Here is a 23713-nt window from a genome sequence, read left to right on the forward strand (position 1 = left end):
ACTCCAAAAATCAACTGCTGGGCACGTCATCGAAAACTGTCGTAGTCCGACAGGGCAGAAAAGACATCTGCAACGGGGATGAACAGTGATTTGGTGTAATACGCCTTATAACCCGTTGCCGTAACCACCACTTTGCACGGAATCATCTGCTTGTCTTTCAACAAGCCTTTTATGGCGTCACGACTCAAGTACTTCGAGGTCCTTTTCTTTTCACCAACGTCCTTGAAAGCAATGCTCGCGGTGTATCCGAATCCGGCTGTATGCAAACGTTGCTTGTTTTCCCTGACCAAACCCATTGCTGCTTTCGATATCGTATGTTCAATGGAAAAGTCAGTGTCATCACCCAAGGCACAAATAAACACCTGATCAAAGCTGTTCGCTTTCTTTTCCCGCCAGAAAATCTCCAGCAGTTCCACATCCGAATTGAAATTGACCTCAAAAAAAACGCTATTCGAGCGCGGCGTAATCGATTCATAGCCCAATGACGCGGGGGTGATGTCATGAGACTTTGCGCAGGCAACGCACAATAACGACACAGCGATCAGCAATACCCATCTCATGCACCTTCCCTCAAGTAACCAGCAATTGAACTCGCCGACAAATCCAATGCCGACTGCCCGCACTCCAGGCGGGACTCATACAATCTCAAGGCCGAGTAATGGTTGAATTTGACGATCCCCATAACATCGGGACCGGATTCGATATCCCACTTGCCCCCCACCCAAGCGACTACGTCGGTTCGATCCATCTCGTCAGGCTCTGCCCGAACGTTGATCCAGGTTTCAGCCTTGGGCGTTGGCTCCGACCAGTAAATATCCGAAATCAACGCCACCATCACACCTTCCCCCACAGGATCCAGAGTAACGAGCATTTTCACGATATAACCTTTATCGGTGAGAATCTGCGACAAATGCGCGCCGTTCCACCCGCCCAGGCTATGACCCACAATGTAGACATGTGCGGACTTGTGAGGCAGCTTGGAGAATACAAACTCTTCGAGGTCGGCATCCCCTTTTACATCGTTGTATCCCATGTAATAGGGTTGGAATTTGCCGCCATAGCTCGAGCCCAAACGGATCTGCAAAGCTTCCATGGCTCGCAAGGTGTAGTTGCTAGGCCCGTCTCCGTAGTAACTTTCCGAATCGCCAGCACCGCCAATGAAAAAGGCTACAACCTCTCTGGCAAGCGTCACGGGTTTGACCGTCTGATCCTCTTTTGTCGTCAACTCATGGCTGGCGACCAGTCTCCCGATGCATCCTTGAACGGCTCCGGATTGAGCTCCCATCGGTATTACTCCACGTACAGTTTGATGGTTTCTTTGAGGTGCGAACTGACCGTGTGGGTATGACCCTTGGCATCAGTGACGCCTCGTTCCAGCGTTCCATCTGCCCGTTCGATGACGTAGGCAATATAGGAGAGCGGTTCACCGCTGTTTTCATCAACAATCTGCATCCGATCATTGAAATGCACCGGCATCGGCAGCAACCCACTAAACGCCGCCCCGCCGCCACTCTGGCCGATAATCACAGTGCCCGAACCACCGACCACGACATTGCCGTGGCCTCCGGTGCTGTCCAGCGTTGCGGCATTCAGGCCATTGATGAATACCGTGCCGGAAACGGCTCCGGTAATCGGGCTGCCGCACGCCGATTTATCGGTCATGCGCGCGGCGGCGAGGCCGTCGAAGAAGACGTTCGGCGAGCCGGAGGCAATCGGGTTGGTGCCATGGCCTGGCAATGGGCAGGCGGTCGGGTCGGTGACGCGTGCAGCGGGTTTACCACTCAATTCAAAGCTCCTTGCTTCAGGGGTTCCGGGTGCGGCTGATGAATATCGATGTCGGTCGCGGCGAAGCGCCAGCGGTTGTCGACGGGGTCGAACAGGGCGTGGCAATGCTCACGGCTGTCGGGTGATGCGGCGGTTTGCAAGTGTCGCCAGGCTTCGTCGGTTTGCCAGGCCAGTTCGGCCGGCGAGGCGTCGTCGAGTTCGTTGAGCCAGGCGTTGTAGTGGCGCAGTTGATTGCGCTCGTAAGTCGATTGCAGCAGTTCGGCCATTTGTGCGCCGAGGTCGAGATGATGCTGGGCCGTCCACTGGCCGATCTCGGAATAGACGTACCAGCCCATCGGCATCAACCCGCCCTCCTTGAGCAGCGAATGCCCGGCAGGGGCGACGAAACCGCAACAGACGTGCAGCGTCAGCCAGCCTTGATGGGCGTCGATAAACGCCGTCGGATCGAAGGTGCGCAGCGGTATCACACGGTAATCGGCGAGCCCGACACTGCGCGTCATCAACTCGGCATCAAGACGGGACACGAACGCACGAATGGCGCTGCCGCCCGTACGATTTGTCATGCACAGAATGTCGACCGGTTGGCGCTGGGGGTTGTCGCTCGAGCCTGAGTTTTTCACCAGGCCATACAGACGCATTGACGCCCGTAGTCCGCTCATCGACGGTCACTCGTTGACGCAGCGAAGGCTCCACGGGTGTGGAGAAGTTGTGCCAGAGGCATTGCAGGTGTCGTCCGTGAGCGCGCAAAAATGGCGCGTAGAATGCCGGACTAGAGCGCTGGCGACAATCGAATTACTGCCTGTTTGCCATCATCGTGTTCAGCCCTCGGCAAACTCACGCAGAACCTGGCCATCCATGCGGTAGCGCACCCACTCTTCCTGCGGTTGCGCGCCGAGGGATTTGTAGAATTCGATCGCCGGGGTGTTCCAGTCCAGCACGCTCCATTCGAAGCGGCCGCAGTCATTGTCGCAAGCGATTTTCGCCAAGTGACGCAACAAGGTTTTGCCAGCACCGCCGCCGCGTTGCTCCGGGGTGATGTAGAGGTCTTCGAGGTACAGGCAGTTGCTGCCGAGCCAGGTCGAGTAGCTGAAGAAGAACACGGCGAAACCGATCGGCACGCCGTCGCGCAGGCAAATCAGGCCATGAGCGGTGGCGCCTTCGCCGAACAGGCTGCGTTCGATGTCGGCGACGCTGGCGATGACTTCGTGGCGGGCCTTTTCGAAATCGGCAAGTTCAGTGATGAAGGCGAGGATTTGCGGGGCATCGCTGGGGGTCGCCGGGCGGATTTCGATCGTCATGGACGGGCCTTGTCGGAAAAGGAAAACGCCATACTAAGGCCGTGCGCGGCGCTCGTCACATGGCAAAACACACACTACCCTGCGCAATGTTGCAAACACTGCAGTTCCCTGTGGGGGCTTGCTCGCGAAGGCGTCCTTTCAGTCACCTGCATTGTTGATTGACAGACAGCATTCGCGAGCAGGCTCGCTCCCACACAGGGGACTTCGACAATCTGAAAGGATGCTTATGAACCGTGAGTTTTTTACACCCGTGGAGGCACTGGCAGCAGAGTTGCTGCCGCACGCATTGGAGCCGTCCGACGACGGCGCCCACGACCTCGCCCACTTGCAACGGGTCTGGCACAACGTGCGTACGTTGCATGAAGAAGAAGGTGGAGATCTCGAGGTGCTGTTGGCCGCCGTGCTCTTGCACGATTGCGTGGCCGTCGAGAAGAATTCACCGCTGCGTTCGCAGGCTTCGCGGCTGGCGGCAGATAAAGCTTCGTCAGTGCTGGCCGATCTGAACTGGCCCGAAGAAAAAATCGCCGCCGTCGCCCACGCCATCGAAGCCCACAGCTTCTCCGCCAACATCACTCCGCGCACCCTCGAAGCGAAAATAGTCCAGGACGCCGACCGCCTCGACTCGCTGGGCATGCTCGGCGTCGCCCGTACGTTTTACATCGCCGGGCGCATGGGCTCGGCGTTGTACGACCCGCAGGATCCCGAAGCGAAACAACGCGACTACGATGACAAGCGGTTTTGCCTCGATCATTTCCAGACCAAACTGCTGCACCTCGCCGAAGGTTTCCAGACCGCCACAGGCCAGCGTCTGGCGCAGGTCCGTCATCAACGCCTGAAAGGTTTCATGGAACAGTTCAAGGAAGAGATCGGCATCGCCTGAGGGTTACTCCGGCGCACAGCGATCCTGACTTCGCCAACCTCAGACCTAATCCGCCAGCCTGCCGTGTTAAACAGATGACGCTGAATTTTCCGGTCAAGGAACCGCGTCATGTCCCAAGCCCCAACACCCGTGTCAGGCAAGCTGTTCGGCCTGTTCTGTCTCGCCAGTTATCTGCTGTCGCTGTCCTACGGCTCGACGTTTTTGCTGTCGCTGTTGATCGGTTCTCGCGGCGGCAATGAGCACGATGCCGGCAGTGTGATTTCGGCGGCGATGCTCAGTACGTTTGTTGCGGTGCTGGTGTCCGGGCATCTGTCGGACTGGCTCGGCGCGGCGAGCTCGATTGCAGTGTTCGGGCTGTTGCTGGTCGCGGCGAGTCTGGGTTTTGCGATGACGCCGGGGTTTGGTCATCTGTTGTTGTTTTTCGGTTTGTTACTGGGATTGGGCTGGGGTGTTTTCTACACCCTGGGGCCGATCATCGTCGCCAGTCTGGTGACGCCGGCGCAGCGGGCCAAGTACTTCGCGCTGCTCTCGGGCAGCATGATGACCGGCATTGGCAGCGGCCCATTACTCGGGCGTGCAGCCAGTGCCTTGGGGTTGCCAGTGACCTCGGCGTTTTATCTGGCGGCGCTGGCAAGCCTGATCGGTGTGCTGCTGTTCTGGCATCTCGGTGCTCGATTGAAAAGCACGCAAGCCACGTCTGCCGCGAGAATCACCTGGCAAGCGACCACTCAAGTGCTCGGTTCGCGAGCGCTGTTTCCGATCATCATGGTCGGCCTCGGCGGTTGTGTATTTGGCGGTCTGTCGAGTTTCCAGACCAGTTACGCCGCTGCGCGATCGCTGGATTATTCGCTGTTCTTCCTGGGCTTCATGAGTGCGGCGATCAGCAGCCGCATGCTGATCGCAGGTGTTGTGGTCAAGCGTGATCCGCTGCGCGCTTCTTGCTTGCTGTCAGGGCTGATGCTCTGCTCTATCGTGCTGTTCGCGTTCGGCGTGCACAGTGGATTCACCTATCTGCTGGCGGCGCTGATGCTCGGCGTCGGTTATGGCCTGACCTACTCGGTGATCAACGGTTTGGCGGCCAACGAAGCACCGGCCGGCACCACGTCACAGGCCTTGTTGCTGTTCAGTCTTTCGTACTTTATCGGTGTGTTCGGTTTCCCGTTACTGGCCGGGAAAATCATCGTTGAGCACGGCATGAGCACGCTGCTTTGGGCGGTTTTGATCGTCGCGTCCGTCAACTGGTTGATTACCGTTGGCCGCTTGCTCTGGCGACGGATCAGTCTGCAAGCGACACAGGCAATCTAGACCGTTCGTCGTTCATCAGGCACCAAACCGCTCACAGGGCAGACCAACGACAGGTAAGGATTCCAATCACTGGAGACGCCCTATGATCCCGTCAAGGTTGACCGCTTTCGTATTCAGCGCCCTGCTCTGCCCTGCGGTTTTCGCCGCATCCGCCACCGCTGCGGGCACCGGCCCTACCGATCCGACCCCACCACGCGCCCCCGCCATCAACAGTGCCCCCGGTATGAACACCGATGGCTCGGGCGTGCCTTTGATCAATCAGCCTCCTGCGACCGGTACCGATCCGCGCACTCAGGGCAGTGATCCGGGTCGTCAGGGCGGCATGAACACCCCCGATGCCCCCGCAACGCCAGACAATGCTGGCCCCGGCATCGGCTCGAAAACCACCACCGGTGGCTCCGGTTCCGAAGGCTCCGGTCAGTAGTTCGCCGACGCGAGCGTCCTATTCAATCCAATGAAGAGGTAACCATGAACGTCGATAAAAACCTGGAAAAAGAAGTCCTCACCCGCCTGCTGCACGCCCACCCGAGTGGTCTGGGCAAGGAGGTGCTGGACAATTACCGGGGCGAGAAAGTCGTGGCCAGCGCCCTCGCCGCCTTGCAGGATCGCGGACTGATTCACCATGGTCATGTGACCTGCAACGAGGCTGGCGAACATTCGTTGAACCTGCCGATCAAGCTCAGTGCCGCTGGCGTTGAAGCAGCGCGCAAGCTGGATAGCTGAGCGATGTGATCGCTGATCATGCAGGAGCTGCAGTTGGCTGCGATCTTTGCTTTTATAAGATCAAAAGATCGCAGCCTTCGGCAGCTCCTACATTGGATCTGAGGCGAACATAAATCCCCTGTGGGAGCGAGCTTGCTCGCGAAAGCTATCTATCAGGCGCCTCCGGAATCGAAGATAAACGCATCCACCTCAGCCGCCCCCGGCGAAGTCGCCGGCCCCCAGCGTGTCACCGCCAAAGCCGCTGCCGCATTCGCCCGTCGCGCTGCTTCATGCGCGGTCAAACCCTGCGCCAACCCGGCGACAAAGACGCCGGCATGGGCATCACCGGCACCGTTGCTGTCCACGGCTTTCACAGCAAACCCCGGCACATGCCGACGTTCGTCACCTTGATCAATCCAGCAGCCTTGCGGCCCGTCACGCACAACCATCAGCACGTCGTTGGACAGATGCTCAGCGAGACGATCAAGCGCCATCGCAATCTCTTCAGCCCCGGTAAAACGCAACGCTTCAACACTGTTGCTGGTCCACACATCGATGCGTGGCAACAACGCCTGCATCATCGGTGAATCCGGCGACTCCACCAGTGGCCCCGGATCGAACACCACGTTGATCGTTGCCGGCAACGCCAGCGTCCAATCGAGCAATGCCTTTGCCTTGCCTTCGTGGAGCAGGCTGTAGCCGCTGAGGTAAACGTAATCGCCCGCCTCGGCCGCAACGCTGTTCAAATCCTCTTCAGTCACTTCACCTTCGGCGCCGATATAGGAAATGAAACTGCGCTCGGCCGACGCATCGGTCAGCGCCACACACAAACCGGTGTCCTTCTGCGCGGGTTCGGTGATGCCGATGTGAATCCCCTCGGCGCTCATCGCCTGCCGCGCCAGATCACCGAAACGCCCGCTGCCATGCCGGCCCAGATAAACCACCGGCAGGCCGTTACGCACCGCCGCCGCCATCACGTTGAAACCGCCACCGGCTTCGAAACCGGCCGACTGCGCCAGCACGTCACCACCAATCTGCGGCAGTTTATCCACGGCCATGACCAGGTCGATGATGACCTGGCCGGTGTGCAACATCTTAGGCATGAGCATTCTCGGTTTGCGCGGCGCGGCGATCTTTCGCCCCGCCCAGTACAAAGTAAATCCCACCAGCGACGACGAAGGTCACGATCCAGCCGAGGCCGTTATGGCCTAGCCACGAGTCGGACAGGAAGCCTTTGAACCAGACGTTCTCGGCGGTGGTGCCGATGGTGGTGAAGCTGAAGCCGAGGACGATCGCAATCGCCCACGCGCCGAATGCACGCCATTCGATACCGCCACGATACCAATAGGCGCTGCTTGGGCTGACGTCGAGCAGATCTGTCGGGCTGTAGTAGTGACGGTGAATCAGATCAACGACGAAGATCCCGACCCACGCGGTGATCGGCACCGCCAGCAGGGAAATGAAAGTGATAAATGGGCCGTAGAAGCTGTCGGCGATCAGCATGAAGTAAATCGAACCGGCGAAGATCGCGACGATGTCGACCACTACCGCGTAGACGCGTTTGACCTTGAGGCCGAGGGTCAATGTGGTCAAACCGGCGGAATACACCGACAGATTGTTCGACAGCAACAGGCCGCCGAAAGCGGTTATCAGGTACGGCACGGCCATCCACGTTGGCAGCATGTCGCGGATTGCCACGATCGGGTCAGTCGCCGAAGCGAGGTCGTTGTTGCCCACCGACAACAAGCCGCCAAGGGTGATCAGCAATACCAGCGGAATACCCGCACCGAACGCCGCCGAAGCAACCAGTCGCACAGCCTTGACGCTGCGATGTTGGTAGCGCGACATGTCGGCGCCAGCGTTGGCCCAACCGATGCCGGTGCCGGCGGCCATGGTGCCGATGCCGATGATCATTGCGCTCATCGGCGCTGGCGTGGCGTTGAACACCGCGCTCCAGTCGATGGTCGCGCAGAGGAAGCCACCAACCAGAATGTTCAGCGCACCGAAGACGTAGGTCGCCCACTTCTGAATCACCAGCAAGGTCGCATGGCCGAGGCCGGACACCGACAGGGTCAGCAGAACGAAAATGGCGATGAAGATCAGCGTCAATACCGGTGCGCTTTTCGCTTCGACCGGCGAGCCGAACAGGATCGAGCACAGCGACAGCAACACGAATGCCGCTGTGGTGGTATTGACCGTTTCCCAACCGAGACGCGACATCAGCGAGACCAGCGTCGGGCCGATATTGCCGCGCACGCCGAAGATCGCCCGCGACAAAGTCAGGCTCGGCGCGCGGCCACGGCGACCGGCAATCGAGATGATCCCGACCACGGCAAACGAACCGGCAGCGCCGATGATCGCGACAATGATTGCCTGCCAGATCGCCAGCCCGCGAAACGCCACCAGCGTGGCGCCCAGCGGCAGGCCGAGGATGGAAATGTTGGCGGCGAACCAGACCCAGAACAGTTGCAGCGGATGGCCGTTGCACTCGGCTTCCGGAACCGGTTCGATGCCGCGGGTTTCCAGTTGCCCGGCGCTTTGCCCGGCGTTTGATGAACTCATGAAGGTGCTCCTGTTTGCCTTTTTTGTGGTTGTGGCAATGATGCAAAACGACAAGACATCGCGGCCATCCTCGGCCTGTCTGCGCGATCCATTGCGGGTAAGTATTCAAGATTTGCAGTGCGGCCTTCGCGAGCAGGCTCGCTCCCACATGGGTTATGTGAACGCTACAAATCCAATGTGGGAGCGAGCCTGCTCGCGAAGACGTCAGCCCAATCAACGCAACGCCAACAGCCCCTGCACCAACGGCTCAAGCTCCAGATGATTAACGGCCTTAACCGTCTCGATCATCTCGGCAGGCCAACTCTCAAGACCCAAGCAGGCCCCAAGCATCGCGCCAAGAATCGCCGCGATGGTGTCAGTGTCACCGCCAAGACCGGCGGCCATGCACAGCGCATCAAACGCGCTCATCTCACCGACCGCCACTTGCTGCGCCAGTGCGAACGAGACCACCACCGACTCCTGCGACGCCACCGAAGTGCCAATCACGTCATAGAGCAGATCCGCCAGCAATGCCTTGTCGCTATCGACACTGATGGTGCGCGCCCAACTGATGCGCGAAGCAATACGCCCACCAGCGACCCAGTGACCGTGCGCCTCGGCTTGCTGAGCGATGTGCTGACCGAGGTTCAACGCCTGACCCAGGTCCATGCCGTTGATGCCGGCGGATACCACGGCCGCCACGGCTGCCGCACTGGAAATCCCCAATGTGGTGTTGTGCGTGACCTGGCAGGCCTGCACCACCGCCGCAATAAAGCGCTCCGGATCAGAAACATCCGCCGCAATCCCCACCGGCGTAATGCGCATCGCCGCGCCGTTGGTAGTGCCGTAGCGCCCGGCTTCTTCCGGCGAATGGCCGGCGAGGATCATTTCAATGGCGCGTTTGGTCGATGGCCCGAGCAAGTCCTGCGAGCCCTTGGCCTGCATCTCGGCTTCCCACTCGATCAAGCGTTGCGCGAGGATCGCCGGCTCGATGCGGCCCTTGCCTTCGATCAGCAATTCACCGACCAGAATCGCCTGTTCGGTGTCGTCGGTGATCGAGCCTTTGGGCATGTTCGCGGCGATCGGTTGCAACGGACCGGCGTCCTGCAGATCGGTGATCTGGCCGAAACGGGTCTTGATGGTTTCGCGGTTCAGCGATTGCGTCGGCATGCCCAGCGCGTCGCCGAGGGCCAGGCCATAAAAAGCGCCGAGGGCACGGTTGAGCGCGGTCATTTCGATTCTCCAAATTGCAGGTGCAGACGGAAATGCACCGGGTCGAGCAGGCTTTCGACCAGCTCCATGAAACGGTTCTGCCGGTCGTAGGTGGTGCGCAGCGCTTTGAGGAATACCGTGCCTACCGGGCGGCCGAGCAGTTCGGCGTCTTCGGCATTCAACGGTTCGGCGCCGATCCACTGGTCGCCGCGCTCGCCGATGTAGCCGTAGGCGGCCAGAGTGATGGTCAGTGAATTGTCGATCAGACCAACGCGCGGCAGGCTTTCCAGGCCGCCGGTGGCCGGCATCAAAGAGCGTTCGAGGGAGACCAGCGTGCCTTCGCTGGAACGGCGGCGACGGTCGAGGGTGATGAATTGATCGGTGCCGAATCGCGACAGCAGGTCTGGCCGGGTCACGGCTTCCAGACGCAGCACTTCGGTATTGATCATCGCCCCGCTGTCGGCCAAGGCCTGCGCCCAGCCGCTGCGTTGGTCGAGGGCGACACCGTCGAAAGTGACGATGGAGCCGACGCCGCTTTGCGTGGCGATGTAATTTCGCCGTTTCAGTTCGGCCAGCGCTTCGCGCAGCGTGCCACGGCTGACTTGGAATTCTTGAGCCAACTGATGCTCGCCGGGCAACAGAAAGCCGTCCTCCATGAGGCCGCTTTCGATGCGTCGGACGAGTTCGTCGACCACCCGTTGTTTCTTGTCAAATCGTACCTGTCTAATCATGTACAAATTGATACCCGAAACGGGTGCGGGCGGGCAAGGAATATTTGGGGATAGTGACGAAAGGCAGGAGAATCAAAAGCCCCTCACCCTAGCCCTCTCCCGGAGGGAGAGGGGACTGAATGGGGGATATTTGGGAGATACATCGACCTGAAAGTGCTTCGCCGAATCCATAGTCGACGAGAACTTTCAGGTCGACGGATTACGCAAGACACCTCGGTCGGCCCCCTCTCCCTCTGGGAGAGGGCTGGGGTGAGGGGCTCTTGATTCTAGCGTTGCTTCAGTCGGTCAATGACCACAGCCAGCAGCAGAATCGAACCACGAATCACATACTGATAAAACGTGTCGATATTCTTCAGATTCATCGCATTCTCGATGATCGCCAGAATCAACACCCCGGCAATCACATGCCGAATCATGCCAATCCCGCCGCTCAGCGACACCCCGCCCAGCACGCAAGCCGAGATCACCGTCAGCTCGAAACCCTGGCCAATCATCGGCTGCCCCGAGGTCATCCGCGACGCCAGAATCACCCCCGCCAACGCACCGATCACACCGTGCACGGCAAAGATAATGATCTTGGTCCGGTCAACGTTGACACCTGCGAGCAACGCCGCTTCCTGGTTGCCACCGATGGCCATGGTGTTGCGCCCGTAGGTGGTGTAATTCAGCAGCCAGCCAAAAAACAGGAAGCAAACGATGGTGATCAGAATCGGCACCGGCACACCGAACAACTGGCCATTACCAAAGACGAAGAACGATTCCTGCGACACGCCCACCGCCTTGCCGTTGGCAAAGATGTAAGCCAGACCGCGAACAATCTGCATGGTCGCCAACGTGGTGATCAAGGCATTGACGCGCAACTTGGCAATCACGATGCCGTTGATCAGCCCGACAATCAGGCCCATGACCAACGCTGCACTGACACCGAGAAATACGCTGTTGGTGTCACGCATCACCACTGCCGCGACCACGCCGGCGCAGGCAATCACCGAGCCCACCGACAAGTCGAAATGCCCCGACGCCAGGCAGTACAACATCGTGCACGCGGCAATCCCGGTGGTGGAAATCGCCAGGCCCAGGCCACGCATGTTCAGCGGCGAGAGGAAGTTGTCGATCAGCAAGGTGCAGGCGACAAAAATGCCCACGGCCGCCAGCAGCATGACCCAGTCATCGAGGAAGCGGCGCATGTCCAGAGGTTTGCGCTCTTTGGGCAGGGTTTCGTTTTGGGTTGTCATCATAGTCACCTCTCAGTTCGCCACGCCGTCAGCGCGGTGGCGCGGCAAAGCCAGTTGCAGCAGGTTGGATTCATTGGCCTGGTCGCGGCTGATTTCGCCGCGCAGGGCGCCTTCGCAAAGCACCAGAATACGGTCGGAAATACCCATCACTTCCATCAGATCGCTGGACACCACGATCACCGAAATGCCGTCGGCGGCGAGGTTATGGATGATCTGGTAGATCTCGGCCTTGGCGCCGATGTCGATACCGCGAGTGGGTTCGTCGAGCAGCAAGACCTTCATCGGCATCGACAACCAACGACCGAGAATGGCCTTCTGCTGATTACCGCCGGAAAGGAATTTGATCTGCTGGCCGGCGTGCGGAGTTTTCACTTTCAGGGCTTTGATCTGTTTGTCAGCGTTGCCCTTTTCCCACAGACCGCGAATCAGGCAGCCGAGACCCGAATGGGCACCGCGTGCACTGATGTTGATGTTCTCGGCGACGCTGGCCAGCGGGATGATGCCTTCCTTCTTGCGATCTTCCGGACAGAGCAAAATGCCCGCGGCAATCGCGTCGCGCGGTGAGCGCAGTTTCAGTTCATGACCGCGCAATTCGAGGCGTCCGGCGGTGTTGCGTTCCAGCCCGCTGAGCAAACGAAACAGCTCGGTGCGCCCTGCCCCGACCAGTCCGAACAAACCAAGGATTTCACCTTTGTGTGCCTCGAAACTGATCGGCTCGCGCAGACCCGGGCCGAGCAGGCCGGAGACCTTCAGGGCCACTGCGCCGCGTGGACGATGGCGATAATCGTAGATGTCCTGAATGTCGCGACCGACCATGCAGGTCACCAGTTGATCATGGGTCAACTGGCTCATGTCCTCGAAAGTGCGCACGTAGCGACCGTCCTTGAACACCGTCACCGCGTCGCAAATGCGGAACACTTCTTCCATGCGATGGGAAACATAGAGCACGACTTTGCCTTCGTCGCGCAGGCGATCGATGATCGTCATCAAGCGGTCGATTTCGCGGGCCGAGAGGCTACTGGTCGGTTCGTCAAAAGCGATGACGTGAGCACCGCGCGATAACGCTTTGGCGATTTCCACCAGTTGTCGCTGGCCGAGCGACAAGCGCCCGACCTTGGTCTGCGGATCGATTTCGTCAGCCAAACCCTTAAGGCAATTCAACGCTTGCTGACGCAATGCACCGCGATTGATCAAACCGAAACTGGCCGGCAAGTGGCCGAGAAACAGGTTCTCGGCGACGGTCATTTCCGGCACCAGATGCAGCTCCTGGTGAATCACCGCGACGCCGCTGCCGATGCTGTCAGCCGTCGATTTGAACGCCATGGTCTGCTCGCCGATCTGCAACTCGCCGCTGCTCGGAATATAAGCACCACCAAGAATTTTCAGCAGGGTCGATTTGCCAGCGCCGTTTTCGCCCATCAAGGCATGAACCTGCCCCGGATGCGCGACGAAGCTGATCGCGTCCAGCGCTTTCACGCCGGGAAAGGTTTTGCCGATCCCGTTGAAGCGCAGGCTGCCGCTGGCGCTGTGTTGTTGTGTTTGTACTTGCGCGTGCATAAAGCCACCTCTTCACACCAAAAAACGGCCCGGCTGCCCGGGCCGTCGCGGCATCAGTTCCACAGGCCGATTTTTTCCAGCTCTTGCTTGAAGTTCTCGCGGGTGATCAGGGTGACGTCGTCCATGGCGGTGTACTTCGGCGGCTCTTTGCCGGTGGTCACCCACTCGAACATCATCTCTGCAGTTTTGTAGCCTTCGATGTGCGGGCTTGGCAGCATCGAGCCAAAGAAACCACTGTTAGGCTTTTTCAGTTCGCCGATGGCGTCGGTGCCATTAATGCCGATGCCGATCACGTTGGTCGCGGCAAAACCGGCCGCTTCAGTGGCGCGCACGCCGCCGAGTACGGTGTTGTCGTTCATACCGCCGATGATCAGGTTCTTCGCCGCGCTCGGCAGCTTCACCAGTGCCGAGTTGGTCGCGTCCATGCTGCCCGGTACGTCGAGGGTTTTCAGCGCGGCGAAGAGGATGTGATCCTTCGGCATGCCGGCGTCTTCAAGGGATTTCACCGAGCCGTCGGTGCGTTTCTTGCCGGTGTCGAGTTCGTTGTAGGTGTTGACCACCGCGTAGGTGTCTTTCCAGTCCCAGTTGCGTTTCTTCGCTTCGGCGACCATGGCGTTGCCCTGCTTCTGGCCGACTTCGAACGCGGCCATGCCGAGGTACGGCACGTCTTCCATGAACTTGCCGTTGGCGTCGACGAAGCGGTCATCGACAGCAATCACCTTCAGATCATTGAGTTTGGCTTTGGCCATGATCGCCGGGCCGAGCGAGACATCCGGCGGGCAGATCACAAAGCCCTTGGCGCCGTTGGCGGCAAGGCTGTCGATGGCCGAGAGGGTTTTCTCGCCATCCGGCACGGCGATCTTGATCAGTTCGAAGCCCTTGTCCTTGGCGGCTTTCTCGGCGAAAGCCCACTCGGTCTGGAACCACGGCTCTTCAGCCTGCTTGACCAGAAAACCGATTTTCACGGTGTCGGCAGCGAGCAGCGCACTGCTCAGGCTGAACGCGGTGACCGCCAGGGCGGCACTGCACAGGGTACGAATCCCGAAACGACGTTTCATAAGCTGACTCCTTGTTATTTTTTTTGAGCAATGTTTGAAAAGCGTTAAAGCGTGTTCCTGCAAAATCTTATGACAATAGTCATATCGTATGATGATTGGATTGCAAACGGATTTATCCGCGTGAAAGCCACTGCGCTCAGTCGTGGTACATCACCGAGCGCCCACCATCGATGGTGATGCATGAAGCATTGATGAATGGCGCTTCATCACTGGCCAGAAACACCGCCGTCATTGCCACTTCGAGTGGCTGACCGATGCGTTTCGGCGGGTGCAGATCGAAGGCGCGTTGACGTTCGGCGTGCGGGTCGGCGAAACCGTTCCAGTAATCGACGTTCAGTTGCGTTTCGATATAGCCCGGCGCGATGGCGTTGACCCGAATGCCTTTCGCCGCGTATTCGATGCCGAGCGCGCGGGTCAGGCCGAGCAAACCGTGCTTGGCCACCGGGTACGGAAAGCAGCCGGGAATGATGTGACTTGAATGGGTCGAGGCAATGTTGATGATGCTGCCAACGCCCTGCTCGATCATCTGTGGCAGCACCGCTTTGCAGCCGAACCAGGCGCCGTCCAGATCGATGGCGAAGCAGCGATGCCAGTCTTCTTCGGTCATCTCCAGCGGATCGCGGAACACGTTGACCCCGGCGCAGTTGACCAGCACATCGATACGCCCGTGCAGTTCAACCGCGCGTCTGGCCATGGCATGCAGATCCTGCTGACGCGAAACATCAGCCTTCAGCGCTTGGACGTCGTAACCCAGCTCACGCCAATGGGCGGCAACCTGCTCGACTTTTTCGGCCTGGATATCGCTGATAACCAGTTGCGCTTGCTGCGAGGCAAAGGCAGCGACGATGGCTTCGCCGATGCCTTGCGCGGCGCCGGTCAGCAGCACGACCTTGTTTTTCAGACGCTCGCCCTTCGGCGGTGCGGGCACCGGCGGCAAGGAAAGAGGTTCAGCCATGGATCAGGACTCCTGTTTCGCAAGCGCAAAAAAACCGGGCAACTGCCGATGTCCGGTCTGAAAGGCGGTTTGAACGAAACAGGCAGGCGCGGCCGACGGCATCGAGCCGTTGCGAGACGCGGACTCCACACGGGAGTGCGATAGACATTCGCTGCATCACTTCACCTGTTTTGTTCTTTTTAAGTGTGAGTGCGTGTTACTGCTGGAGCCGACTATAAACCCGACTACCAAATAATCTCAATATATAATTTTGCATCCCATATTCTGGGATTTAATCCGCAAAGCGCGTACAGAGTTTTCCTGCGACATCCACGCGCATCGACAGTACTGCGCCATCCAATGGATGGTTGTGCGGACTCTGGGCGCTGGTGATGAACAGGGTTTTCAGGTCTTCACCGCCGAACACACAACTGGTCGGGCGACTGACAGGCAGATCGATTTTGCGCTCGACCTGGCCGTCAGGTGTCAGGCGCAGCAGGCAGCTGCCATCCCAACGCGCGTTCCACACGTAGCCTTCGGCGTCCATCGCCGAACCGTCCGGGCCACCCTGCTGATCGGGACCGTAGAAGACTTGTGCAGCATCGAGGTTGCCGTCGGTGTGAATGAAGTAGCGATGCAGCGTGCTGTCCATGCTGTCGCCGAACAGCAGCGTGGTGCCGTCGTCGCTCCACAGCAAGGTATTGGGAATTCCCAGATTGCGCAGTAAGGGTGTGACGCGTTTATCCGGATCGACGCGGAACAGGCCACCGGAGCGACGGGTGATCGGCAGGTCTTCGCCTTGCTCGCCGATGTTGTTTTGCATGGTGCCGAGCCATAGACGACCCTGAGCATCGCAACGCGCTTCGTTGGGACGATTGCCCGGTTGCGGGTCGGCGACGCAGAACAGTGTCAGGCGCGGTTCGAGGCCGGGCGAATCGAGATCGAGGCGATAGACACCGCTAGTCAGTGTCACCAGCGCGTCGCCGCTGTTGCAGGGGATGAACGCGGAAACGTGCTCGGGCATCTGCCAGATCTGCACGTTCTGGCCGATCAGGCGCAGGGCCTGTTTGCCGGCGATATCGACCCAGTACAACGCTTGGGTCGGCGCGTCCCAGAACGGGCCTTCACCGAGTTGGGCGCGGTGTTGGGTCAGGGCGGTCCACGGCATATAACGGTCTCCATTATTCTTGTTTTTACTGTAGGAGTGAGCCTGCTCGCGATCGCGGTGGATCAGTCAAATCTGCTTTGCCTGATACGACGCTATCGCGAGCAGGCTCACTCCTACAGGGGATTTGTGTGTTAGCTGGCTTTTTTGTCGGCCATGACTTTCGGGTAAAAGCGTTTGATCGCCAGGTCGGCGTTGTCGATCAGGGTCATGCACGCCCACACGCCGCGCGCTGAATCGCGGGCGGCAATGGCATCCGCCATGTCTTTGTGAATCGGCAAAGTGCGGCGCAGTTCATCCGGGTCGGCCGCAGAAACTTCAAATGACACCGCGAGCAACGCACCGAGCGCCGGGACCATTTGTTCGATGAATTGATTGTGGCTGGCCGCGAGGATGCATTCGTGGAAGACCTGATCGGCGCGGTTGTAATCGATGCCGCTGTCGACCGCGCGCTCAAGGGCGTTGTAGGCCAGTTGCACCGCTTCGATCTGTTCCAGGGTCGCCCGCTCGCAAGCCCAGCGCACGGCCATGGGTTCGATGGTGCGGCGCAGGTCGAGCAAGTCATCGACGAAGTTTTCCGGCAAGCCGTTGCGCGACAGCCAACCGACCACTTGTGGATCGAACAGATTCCAGCGCCGTACCGGCAGCACGCGGGTGCCGACCTTCGGCCCGACTTCGAGCATGCCTTTGGCGACGAGGGTTTTGATCGCTTCGCGGATGACCGTGCGGCTGACGCCGAGTTGCTCGCCCAGATCAGCCTCGACCTTGATGGTCTGCCCGGGTTTGACCTGGCCAGCGGCGATCCAGCTGCCCAGCCAGTCGACCGTGGATGCGTGAAAGCTGCTGGACATGAACACCTCAAAGCGGATCGCGATGGGTGAACACGCTAATCATCATATGATTAAGTGTCAACGACAATCCCCTGTAGGAGTGAGCCTGCTCGCGATTGCGGAGTGTCAGTCACCACAAGGATTGACTGATCCACCGCTATCGCGAGCAGGCTCACTCCTACAGGGGGGATGTGTGTCTCAGGGTTCGAGGCCGATGCGGAAGAACTCGCCGCCGCTCCACACACCGAGCCAACGCTGGCCGTCGATTTCGCGGCTCACCGCCAGTTCAACCAGTTGATAGAACACATTGCGATGAATCAGCGCTTCAAGGTTGGTGCGCACATGCACGTAAGGCGCGGGCTCTTGTGTCGTCGGATCAATCTCGACGCGGATCGGATGCTCCGGCCCCGCTTCGGCGGTTTCTTCGACGTTGGTAGTGAAGCGCAACAGCTGCGCCTCCCCCTCGCCTTCAACCTCGACCGCAATTGCCACAAACGGCGCATCGTCAACCTTGATCCCGACCTTCTCGACCGGGGTGATCAGGAAATAATCATCGCCATCGCGGCGCATGATCGTCGAGAACAATTTGACCATCGGCTTGCGCCCGATCGGCGTGCCCAGGTAATACCAGGTGCCGTCACGGGCGATGCGCATGTCGATGTCGCCGCAGAAGTCCGGGTTCCACAAGTGCACCGGCGGCAAGCCTTTGGTTTTCGGGATCTGTCCCAACAGGTCATTGGCTTTTTGCGGGCCACTCATGGCGCTCTCCTTGAATTATTGGTCGCCGACTCCCAGCAGGCTGCGTGCGTACTGGGCCAGCGGCGGGCCGATCAGGTCTTCGGGCTTGCTGTCGTGGAACGTCAGTAAACCGCCACGACTCTTGATCCGTGCAGTATCAATCAAATACTGGGTGCTGGTCTCGATCAACATGATCTGAATCACGCCGCCGTCGATGCCGAGGCGATCAACAGCTTCTTCATCGAGCCACTCATCGGAGTTGCCGATGCGGTCGTCAGCCTTGGCGAAACGCGTGTACAACAGATAGTGCGCGCCGGCATCGCGAGCTTCACCCATCGCCTGATCGAGACCTTCCGGCGCACGGGCGCGGCGGACCATCGGGAAGTATTCGACGAAACCTTTGAAGGCCTCTTCAGCCACTACGTTCGGGCGCGGGTAGGAACCACCCGGCGGCGCAAAGGCGCCTTGGGCGATGTAGATAAATGAGTCCGGCTGAATGCGGAAGTTGTTCACGCGGCGGCTGTCGCTGTGATCGAGCAGGCCCGCGTCGCTCATCTGATAGCGAGTGCCTTCGGCCATATCGCTGACAGTCATACAGCCGCCAAGCGCCAAAACGGCCAGCAGCAAAACCAGGCTACGCATCCTATTCCTCCAGAGGCCGGTGACGGAAAACCGGCGAATGGCCGTTGGATGCAGCTTTTGCGCCAGCTCAAGAAATTTGTTGATGGTTAAATCGTATTCGCGAGCAGGCTCGCTCCCACAGGGGGAATACATTCCAAGGTGGGAGCGAGCCTGCTCGCGAAAGCGGTTGATCAGCCGCCGATAATTTTCATCACTGTCGCGCCACCGGAGAACGCCACTTCCTGCTTGTCGCCCAACGCTTTGACCAGCAAACGCTGGAGCGCCGGCAGTGCCTGATGGCGCGGCTTGTCGAGCAGATCGCCGACATAGTGACGGTTGCTCGACGACAGGCAGCCATGCAGCCAACCGGTCGACGACAAGCGCAACCGCGAGCACGTCCGGCAGAACGGCACGCTTTCGTTGGCGATCACACCAAAGTTGCCCAGACCGGGAATTGCGTAACGCACGGCGGTGGCGTCTACGGGCGCATCGGTTTGCGCGTATTCATAACGCTCGCCAATCAGCGCCAGCAGCTGTTGCAGGCTGACGAACTGTTGCAGGAACGCATTGTTGTCCTTGGCCAAGTGGCCCATGCGCATCAGCTCGATGAAGCGCAGTTCGTATCCGCGTTCCAGGCAGTAGTCGAGCAGCGGCATCACTTGATCAAGATTCTGCCCACGCAACGGCACCATGTTGACCTTGATCTTCATCCCCGCCGCTTTCGCCTGATCCATGCCATCGAGCACGGTGGCCAGATCGCCGCCTCGGGCGATGCTGCGGAACGCTCCGGCGTCGAGGGTATCGAGGGACACGTTGATCCGGCGCAGACCGGCTTCCACCAGCAGTGGCAGTTTTTTCGCGAGGAGTTGACCGTTGGTGGTCAGACTGATGTCGTCCAGGCCCATCTTGCCGACGGCGGTCATGAACGATTCGAGTTTGGGGCTGACCAGCGGCTCACCGCCAGTAATGCGCAAGCGCTCGATACCGGCGGCTTCGATCAAATACGCCACGCCGCGGGCCATGGCTTCGGCCGACAGTTCATCCTGCGCAGCCACCAACCGCTTGCCGTTGGGCACGCAGTAGGTACACGCGTAATTGCAGGCTGAAGTCAGACTGATCCGCAAATTGCGAAAACGCCTGCCTTGACGGTCAACGATCATGATCACTCCGGCGAAAGGATTTCGAGCCGCTAAAACTTGACTCACAAATCAAGTTTTAGCAAGCCCTATGCCTGAGTATATTCCTGCGGTACTGCGACATGTAGCGAAATCATGGCGCAATAAGGCAGCTGAATGGCTCAGCTGCTCGGAGTTTCCGGATCACGCTTGCGCTTGTTGCCCATGCGCACGCCGATGTCCATCAGGAACTGGAAGAAACCTTCCTGATCTTCCAGCACATTGCTCCAGAACGGCGAGTGATACAGCGCCACAGCGCCGTGCACCAGCGCCCAGGACGCGCAGTAGTGGAAGTACGGCGGCACGTCTTCAAGCTTGCCTTCGCTGATGCGGCCCTTGATCAACAAGGTCAGGCGTTCGAAGTTCGAGGCACGGATCTTGTGCAGTTCCTCGACCATCTCCGGCACCTGATTGCCCTTGACCACCTTCTCTTCGAGGCGGTCGAACAGGCGATAACGCTGCGGGTCGCGCATGCGGAATTCGAAGTAGGCGCGAGACAGCGCTTCCTTGTCCTTGTCGACATCGGCCGAATGCAGCAGCTCGTTCAAATCGCGCTCGTAATCGAGCATCAGGCGCAGATAGATCTCGGCCTTGGATTTGAAGTGTTTGTAGATCGTGCCTTTGCCGATACCCACGGCATCAGCAATCATCTCGACGGTGACACTGTCTTCACCTTGGTCGAGGAACAGCTTGAGCGCGGTATCGAGAATTTCTTGCTCGCGGCGACGAAACTCACGGACCTTACGAGGTTCTTTGTGCATAAGAAAAGGTCTGAAGGGTCAAAATTCGAAGCCGCGTATTATGCCTAACTTGCGCAAAATTGCACGGATCATCCGACCATATCTGTGTTTCATGTTCGTTTTGAGAACGTTTTGGGCGCAATGAGAACTCAACTGAAGCAAACGTATTCCAAATTTGTTTAAAAACCCCGACCGGCTAACTGGACTGCACGCCAGACTGATCAATACTTGAACTGTCGGGCGACATCTCCCCCAAGTGTCGCGCCGATAAAGGTACCAAGGGACCGCGTGCCTTTGTTTTACTCCTAATGGTCTTAACCCGGATTCACCCCCCAGAACCCGGGTTTTTTTTACCTGCGATTTGGCAAACGGCTACAGGGCAGATTTAACACTCGCCAGCGGGAACAGCCGCTTGAAGTTCTCGGTGGTCTGTTCGGCAAAACGTTCGTAGTTCTCACCGCGCAGCATCGCCAGGAATTCCGCCACTTCGCGCACATACTGCGGCAGGTTGGGCTTGCCGCGATAAGGGATCGGTGCCAGATACGGTGAATCGGTTTCCACCAGCAGGCGATCCGCCGGGACTTTGCTCGCCACATCACGCAGAGCATCGGCATTACGAAAGGTGACGATGCCCGACAGGGAAATGTAATAACCCATGTCCAGCGCCGCTTTGGCCATGTCCCAGTCTTCGGTGAAACAATGCAGCACACCGGCGTGTGGCAACGCTGCTTCGCGCAGCAGCTCAAGGGTATCGGCACGGGCGCCACGGGTGTGGATGATCACCGGTTTGCCGGTCTGCTGCGCCGCCTGCAGGTGCAAGCGGAACGATTCCTGCTGCAATTCGGCAGCTTCAGGCTCGTAGTGATAGTCGAGACCGGTTTCACCGATCGCCACCACTTTCGGGTGGTTGAGTTCGTGCAACAGCCAGTCCAGCGCAGGCGCCGCGCCGGGTTGCACATCGAGCGGATGCACGCCGACCGAACAATCGACATCGTCATAACGTTCAGCCAGAGCTTTGACGTCGGCGGCGTTGTCGGCACTCACGCCGATACACAGGAAGTGCCCTACTCCGCGCTCACGGGCCGCATCGAGTGCAGCATCCAGCGAGCCGTCGTGGGCGGCGAGGTCGAGGCGATCAAGGTGACAATGGGAATCTACGAGCATAAAAAAGACGGCTACTTACATCGTATGAGTGGGACGGTCGGATTTAAGCGCTCCGGCCAGATGGGTTTCGATGCGACTGCGCGCCGTGTTGTCGCCCTCGTTGAACTGGACGCCGACACCGGCAGCGCGATTGCCTTGCGCCCCTTTCGGGGTGATCCAGGCAACCTTTCCAGCTACCGGGATCTTTTCGGCCTCGTCCATCAGGTTGAGCAGCATGAACACCTCATCGCCCAACCGGTAACTCTTGTTGGTCGGGATGAACAAGCCACCGTTCTTGATGAACGGCATGTAGGCGGCGTAGAGCACCGACTTGTCCTTGATGGTCAGGGACAAAATGCCGTTGCGCGGGCCAGGGCTGACGGATTCATTCATGTTGACCTCCACTGCTGATGCTCAGAGTCTAGGTACACATTGTTATCTTTGACCAGGCAATCCCGCCCATTGCACCAACAATGCTTCCAGCAGCAGGGCCGGATTGAGGTTGGCCTTGCTCATGACCTTCTGCCGCTGGGCGAGAATCCAGTCCTGAATCTCGAGGACTTTGCCTTGCGCACTTTTCTGCGCCAGGTACTGCACGACTTTACGCATGTCGGTCAGGCCGAGACCTGCTTCATCCTGAGTCAATTGATAACGCAGGATCAGGCTCGACCAATCGCAGAACCAGTCAAACAGCCGCAGCATGGGAATGCTTTTCCATTCTTCGGCCAACTGCGTCGGCGATTGCTGCTGCTTGAGCAACTTCTTCACGCCTTCGACCACTTGCGCACGCTGCTCGCGCACGCCCTGAGACTGCAGACTGACCGCCATCAACGGTGAACCGGCGACCAGCGTCAGCAATTCGACACGTTCGTCTTCGGAGCAATCGGGCAACGCTTGCGCCAGCCATTGCAGGCTCATTGCCTCGCCCGGCAGCGGACAGGCCTGCTGCACGCAACGGCTCTTGATCGTCGGCAACAAACGACTGGTCTGATGGCTGACCAACAGCAAAATCGTATCGCCGGAGGGTTCTTCAAGACTCTTGAGCAAGGCGTTGGCAGCGTTGATATTCATCGACTCGACCGGCTCGATCAGCACCACTTTGCGTCCGCCCATCTGCGCGGTCTGCACCACGAAACTGACGAGGTCGCGCACCTGATCGACCTTGATTGCCTTGTCGGCTTCTTCCGGTTCGAGAATGTAATTATCGGGGTGGCTGCCAGCCTTGAGCAGCAGGCAGGATTTGCACTCGCCACAAGCTTCCGGCGTCGGCCGCTGGCACAACAGACTGGCCATCAAACGCTCGGCCAGTGCGCGCTTGCCGATCCCGGCCGGGCCATGCAGCAGATAGGCGTGAGCGTGTTGCTTACGCCCGGCCAGTTGCTGCCAGAGGCTGTCTTGCCATGGATAGGCCTCAGCCACGAGCCAGCTCCAGCAGGTTCGGAATCAAGGTATCCAGCGATTGTTGAACCTTGGCCAACGGTTGACCGGCGTCAATACGCACATAGCGCGCAGGGTCGGCTTCGGCGCGTTTGAGGAAGGCACTGCGCACGGCCTCGAAAAATGCCCGACCTTCCAGCTCAAAACGGTCCAGACGACCACGGGCACTGGCGCGGGCCAGGCCGATTTCCACAGGCAGATCGAAGATCAGCGTCAGGTCCGGGCGCAGATCGCCCTGCACGAACGTTTCCAGGGTGGCAATACGCTCCAGCGACAAACCGCGACCGCCGCCCTGATAGGCATAAGTGGAATCGGTGAATCGATCACACAGCACCACCGCGCCACGGGCCAGCGCCGGACGGATCACTTCAGCCAAATGCTGAGCACGCGCGGCGAATACGAGTAACAGCTCGGCGTCCGGGTTCATGACCTCGTCGGCGGGCGCCAGCAGCACATCGCGAATCCGTTCGGCCAATGGCGTACCACCCGGCTCGCGAGTCAGCACCACCTCGATACCGGCGGCGCGCAGGCGCTCGGCGAGGTATTCGCGGTTGGTGCTTTTGCCGGCGCCTTCCGGGCCTTCCAGGGTAATAAACAAGCCAGTCACAGGCAGTCCTTAATCAAAG

The 23713-nt window shown here is 59.1% G+C and carries 27 protein-coding genes; 4 read left to right on the forward strand and 23 right to left on the reverse strand.

What is annotated here, in order from left to right:
* Positions 1–26: 26 nt before the first annotated feature.
* The 5 genes from ACW9IR_RS01515 to ACW9IR_RS01535 all read right to left on the reverse strand — a co-directional run bounded on the left by ACW9IR_RS01515 (position 27) and on the right by ACW9IR_RS01535 (position 3083).
* A complete protein-coding gene (locus ACW9IR_RS01515) occupies positions 27–560 on the reverse strand; it encodes a hypothetical protein (RefSeq protein ID WP_457461330.1) in 534 nt (177 codons plus the stop codon).
* Positions 557–1285 (reverse strand): alpha/beta hydrolase, encoded by a 729-nt coding sequence (locus ACW9IR_RS01520; protein ID WP_110720357.1) that lies wholly within the window; start codon positions 1283–1285, stop codon positions 557–559. The genes ACW9IR_RS01515 and ACW9IR_RS01520 overlap by 4 nt, the downstream gene beginning before the upstream one ends.
* Positions 1286–1290: 5 nt before the next feature.
* The gene (locus ACW9IR_RS01525; RefSeq protein WP_034155333.1) at positions 1291–1785 is read right to left on the reverse strand and encodes a PAAR domain-containing protein; all 495 of its coding nucleotides are present in this window, start codon (positions 1783–1785) and stop codon (positions 1291–1293) included.
* Entirely contained in the window at positions 1782–2444 is a 663-nt protein-coding gene (locus tag ACW9IR_RS01530; protein WP_102900011.1) for a hypothetical protein, read from the reverse strand. Before ACW9IR_RS01530 ends, ACW9IR_RS01525 begins: the two co-directional genes overlap by 4 nt.
* Positions 2445–2603: 159 nt before the next feature.
* Positions 2604–3083, reverse strand: coding sequence for a GNAT family N-acetyltransferase (locus ACW9IR_RS01535; RefSeq protein ID WP_110720356.1), 480 nt, complete (start codon positions 3081–3083; stop codon positions 2604–2606).
* A gap of 226 nt (positions 3084–3309) precedes the next feature.
* On the opposite strand from ACW9IR_RS01535, the gene ACW9IR_RS01540 reads away from it, so the two are divergent.
* The 4 genes from ACW9IR_RS01540 (at position 3310) to ACW9IR_RS01555 (ending at position 5991) form a co-directional block, all read left to right on the forward strand.
* Positions 3310–3963 carry an HD domain-containing protein gene (locus ACW9IR_RS01540; RefSeq protein ID WP_457461333.1) on the forward strand — a complete coding sequence of 218 codons (654 nt, stop codon included), beginning with the start codon at positions 3310–3312 and terminating at the stop codon, positions 3961–3963.
* A 108-nt stretch (positions 3964–4071) separates the two neighbouring features.
* Positions 4072–5268: an MFS transporter gene (locus ACW9IR_RS01545; RefSeq protein ID WP_457461335.1), complete on the forward strand. Its 1197-nt coding sequence runs from the start codon at positions 4072–4074 to the stop codon at positions 5266–5268.
* An 82-nt stretch (positions 5269–5350) separates the two neighbouring features.
* A complete protein-coding gene (locus tag ACW9IR_RS01550) occupies positions 5351–5692 on the forward strand; it encodes a hypothetical protein (protein WP_008085503.1) in 342 nt (113 codons plus the stop codon).
* A gap of 44 nt (positions 5693–5736) precedes the next feature.
* Complete coding sequence (locus tag ACW9IR_RS01555) at positions 5737–5991, forward strand: hypothetical protein (RefSeq protein ID WP_092279308.1); 255 nt, start codon at positions 5737–5739, stop codon at positions 5989–5991.
* 152 nt (positions 5992–6143) lie between these two features.
* Here ACW9IR_RS01555 and ACW9IR_RS01560 read toward each other — a convergent pair whose 3' ends face one another.
* From ACW9IR_RS01560 to tmk, 18 genes are all read right to left on the reverse strand, one after another.
* Positions 6144–7073: a PfkB family carbohydrate kinase gene (locus tag ACW9IR_RS01560; protein WP_457461337.1), complete on the reverse strand. Its 930-nt coding sequence runs from the start codon at positions 7071–7073 to the stop codon at positions 6144–6146.
* A complete protein-coding gene (locus tag ACW9IR_RS01565) occupies positions 7066–8532 on the reverse strand; it encodes a purine-cytosine permease family protein (protein WP_038364464.1) in 1467 nt (488 codons plus the stop codon). The genes ACW9IR_RS01560 and ACW9IR_RS01565 overlap by 8 nt, the downstream gene beginning before the upstream one ends.
* Before the next feature lie 213 nt (positions 8533–8745).
* Positions 8746–9744 (reverse strand): ADP-ribosylglycohydrolase family protein, encoded by a 999-nt coding sequence (locus ACW9IR_RS01570; RefSeq protein WP_457461340.1) that lies wholly within the window; start codon positions 9742–9744, stop codon positions 8746–8748.
* Positions 9741–10454 carry a GntR family transcriptional regulator gene (locus tag ACW9IR_RS01575; protein ID WP_110720351.1) on the reverse strand — a complete coding sequence of 238 codons (714 nt, stop codon included), beginning with the start codon at positions 10452–10454 and terminating at the stop codon, positions 9741–9743. The genes ACW9IR_RS01570 and ACW9IR_RS01575 overlap by 4 nt, the downstream gene beginning before the upstream one ends.
* Positions 10455–10720: 266 nt before the next feature.
* Positions 10721–11689, reverse strand: a complete 969-nt coding sequence (gene araH / locus ACW9IR_RS01580; RefSeq protein ID WP_026000669.1) for an L-arabinose ABC transporter permease AraH — start codon at positions 11687–11689, stop codon at positions 10721–10723.
* Positions 11690–11701: 12 nt separating this feature from the next.
* Positions 11702–13246, reverse strand: a complete 1545-nt coding sequence (araG, locus tag ACW9IR_RS01585) for an L-arabinose ABC transporter ATP-binding protein AraG (protein ID WP_457461342.1) — start codon at positions 13244–13246, stop codon at positions 11702–11704.
* Positions 13247–13299: 53 nt separating this feature from the next.
* Complete coding sequence (locus ACW9IR_RS01590; RefSeq protein WP_457461344.1) at positions 13300–14304, reverse strand: substrate-binding domain-containing protein; 1005 nt, start codon at positions 14302–14304, stop codon at positions 13300–13302.
* Positions 14305–14440: 136 nt separating this feature from the next.
* On the reverse strand, positions 14441–15259 hold the full coding sequence (locus ACW9IR_RS01595) for an SDR family oxidoreductase (RefSeq protein WP_457461346.1): 819 nt from the start codon (positions 15257–15259) through the stop codon (positions 14441–14443).
* 271 nt (positions 15260–15530) lie between these two features.
* Complete coding sequence (locus ACW9IR_RS01600; RefSeq protein WP_457461348.1) at positions 15531–16406, reverse strand: SMP-30/gluconolactonase/LRE family protein; 876 nt, start codon at positions 16404–16406, stop codon at positions 15531–15533.
* A gap of 131 nt (positions 16407–16537) precedes the next feature.
* Positions 16538–17254, reverse strand: coding sequence for a FadR/GntR family transcriptional regulator (locus ACW9IR_RS01605; RefSeq protein WP_127929329.1), 717 nt, complete (start codon positions 17252–17254; stop codon positions 16538–16540).
* Positions 17255–17431: 177 nt separating this feature from the next.
* Positions 17432–17992, reverse strand: a complete 561-nt coding sequence (locus ACW9IR_RS01610; RefSeq protein ID WP_095112887.1) for a DUF1285 domain-containing protein — start codon at positions 17990–17992, stop codon at positions 17432–17434.
* 15 nt (positions 17993–18007) lie between these two features.
* On the reverse strand, positions 18008–18613 hold the full coding sequence (locus ACW9IR_RS01615; protein ID WP_007908280.1) for a DUF4823 domain-containing protein: 606 nt from the start codon (positions 18611–18613) through the stop codon (positions 18008–18010).
* A 170-nt stretch (positions 18614–18783) separates the two neighbouring features.
* The gene (locus tag ACW9IR_RS01620; RefSeq protein WP_150706530.1) at positions 18784–19752 is read right to left on the reverse strand and encodes a GTP 3',8-cyclase MoaA; all 969 of its coding nucleotides are present in this window, start codon (positions 19750–19752) and stop codon (positions 18784–18786) included.
* Between the two features lie 137 nt (positions 19753–19889).
* Positions 19890–20528, reverse strand: a complete 639-nt coding sequence (locus ACW9IR_RS01625; RefSeq protein ID WP_007908276.1) for a TetR/AcrR family transcriptional regulator — start codon at positions 20526–20528, stop codon at positions 19890–19892.
* A gap of 351 nt (positions 20529–20879) precedes the next feature.
* Positions 20880–21671, reverse strand: coding sequence for a TatD family hydrolase (locus ACW9IR_RS01630; protein WP_102900023.1), 792 nt, complete (start codon positions 21669–21671; stop codon positions 20880–20882).
* 15 nt (positions 21672–21686) lie between these two features.
* Positions 21687–22043, reverse strand: coding sequence for a PilZ domain-containing protein (locus tag ACW9IR_RS01635; protein ID WP_095120575.1), 357 nt, complete (start codon positions 22041–22043; stop codon positions 21687–21689).
* A 42-nt stretch (positions 22044–22085) separates the two neighbouring features.
* On the reverse strand, positions 22086–23069 hold the full coding sequence (locus ACW9IR_RS01640) for a DNA polymerase III subunit delta' (protein WP_457461354.1): 984 nt from the start codon (positions 23067–23069) through the stop codon (positions 22086–22088).
* A complete protein-coding gene (gene tmk, locus ACW9IR_RS01645; RefSeq protein WP_102900024.1) occupies positions 23062–23694 on the reverse strand; it encodes a dTMP kinase in 633 nt (210 codons plus the stop codon). The genes ACW9IR_RS01640 and tmk overlap by 8 nt, the downstream gene beginning before the upstream one ends.
* Positions 23695–23713 lie beyond the last annotated feature (19 nt).

Source organism: Pseudomonas sp. SDT291_1_S447 (assembly GCF_054070155.1).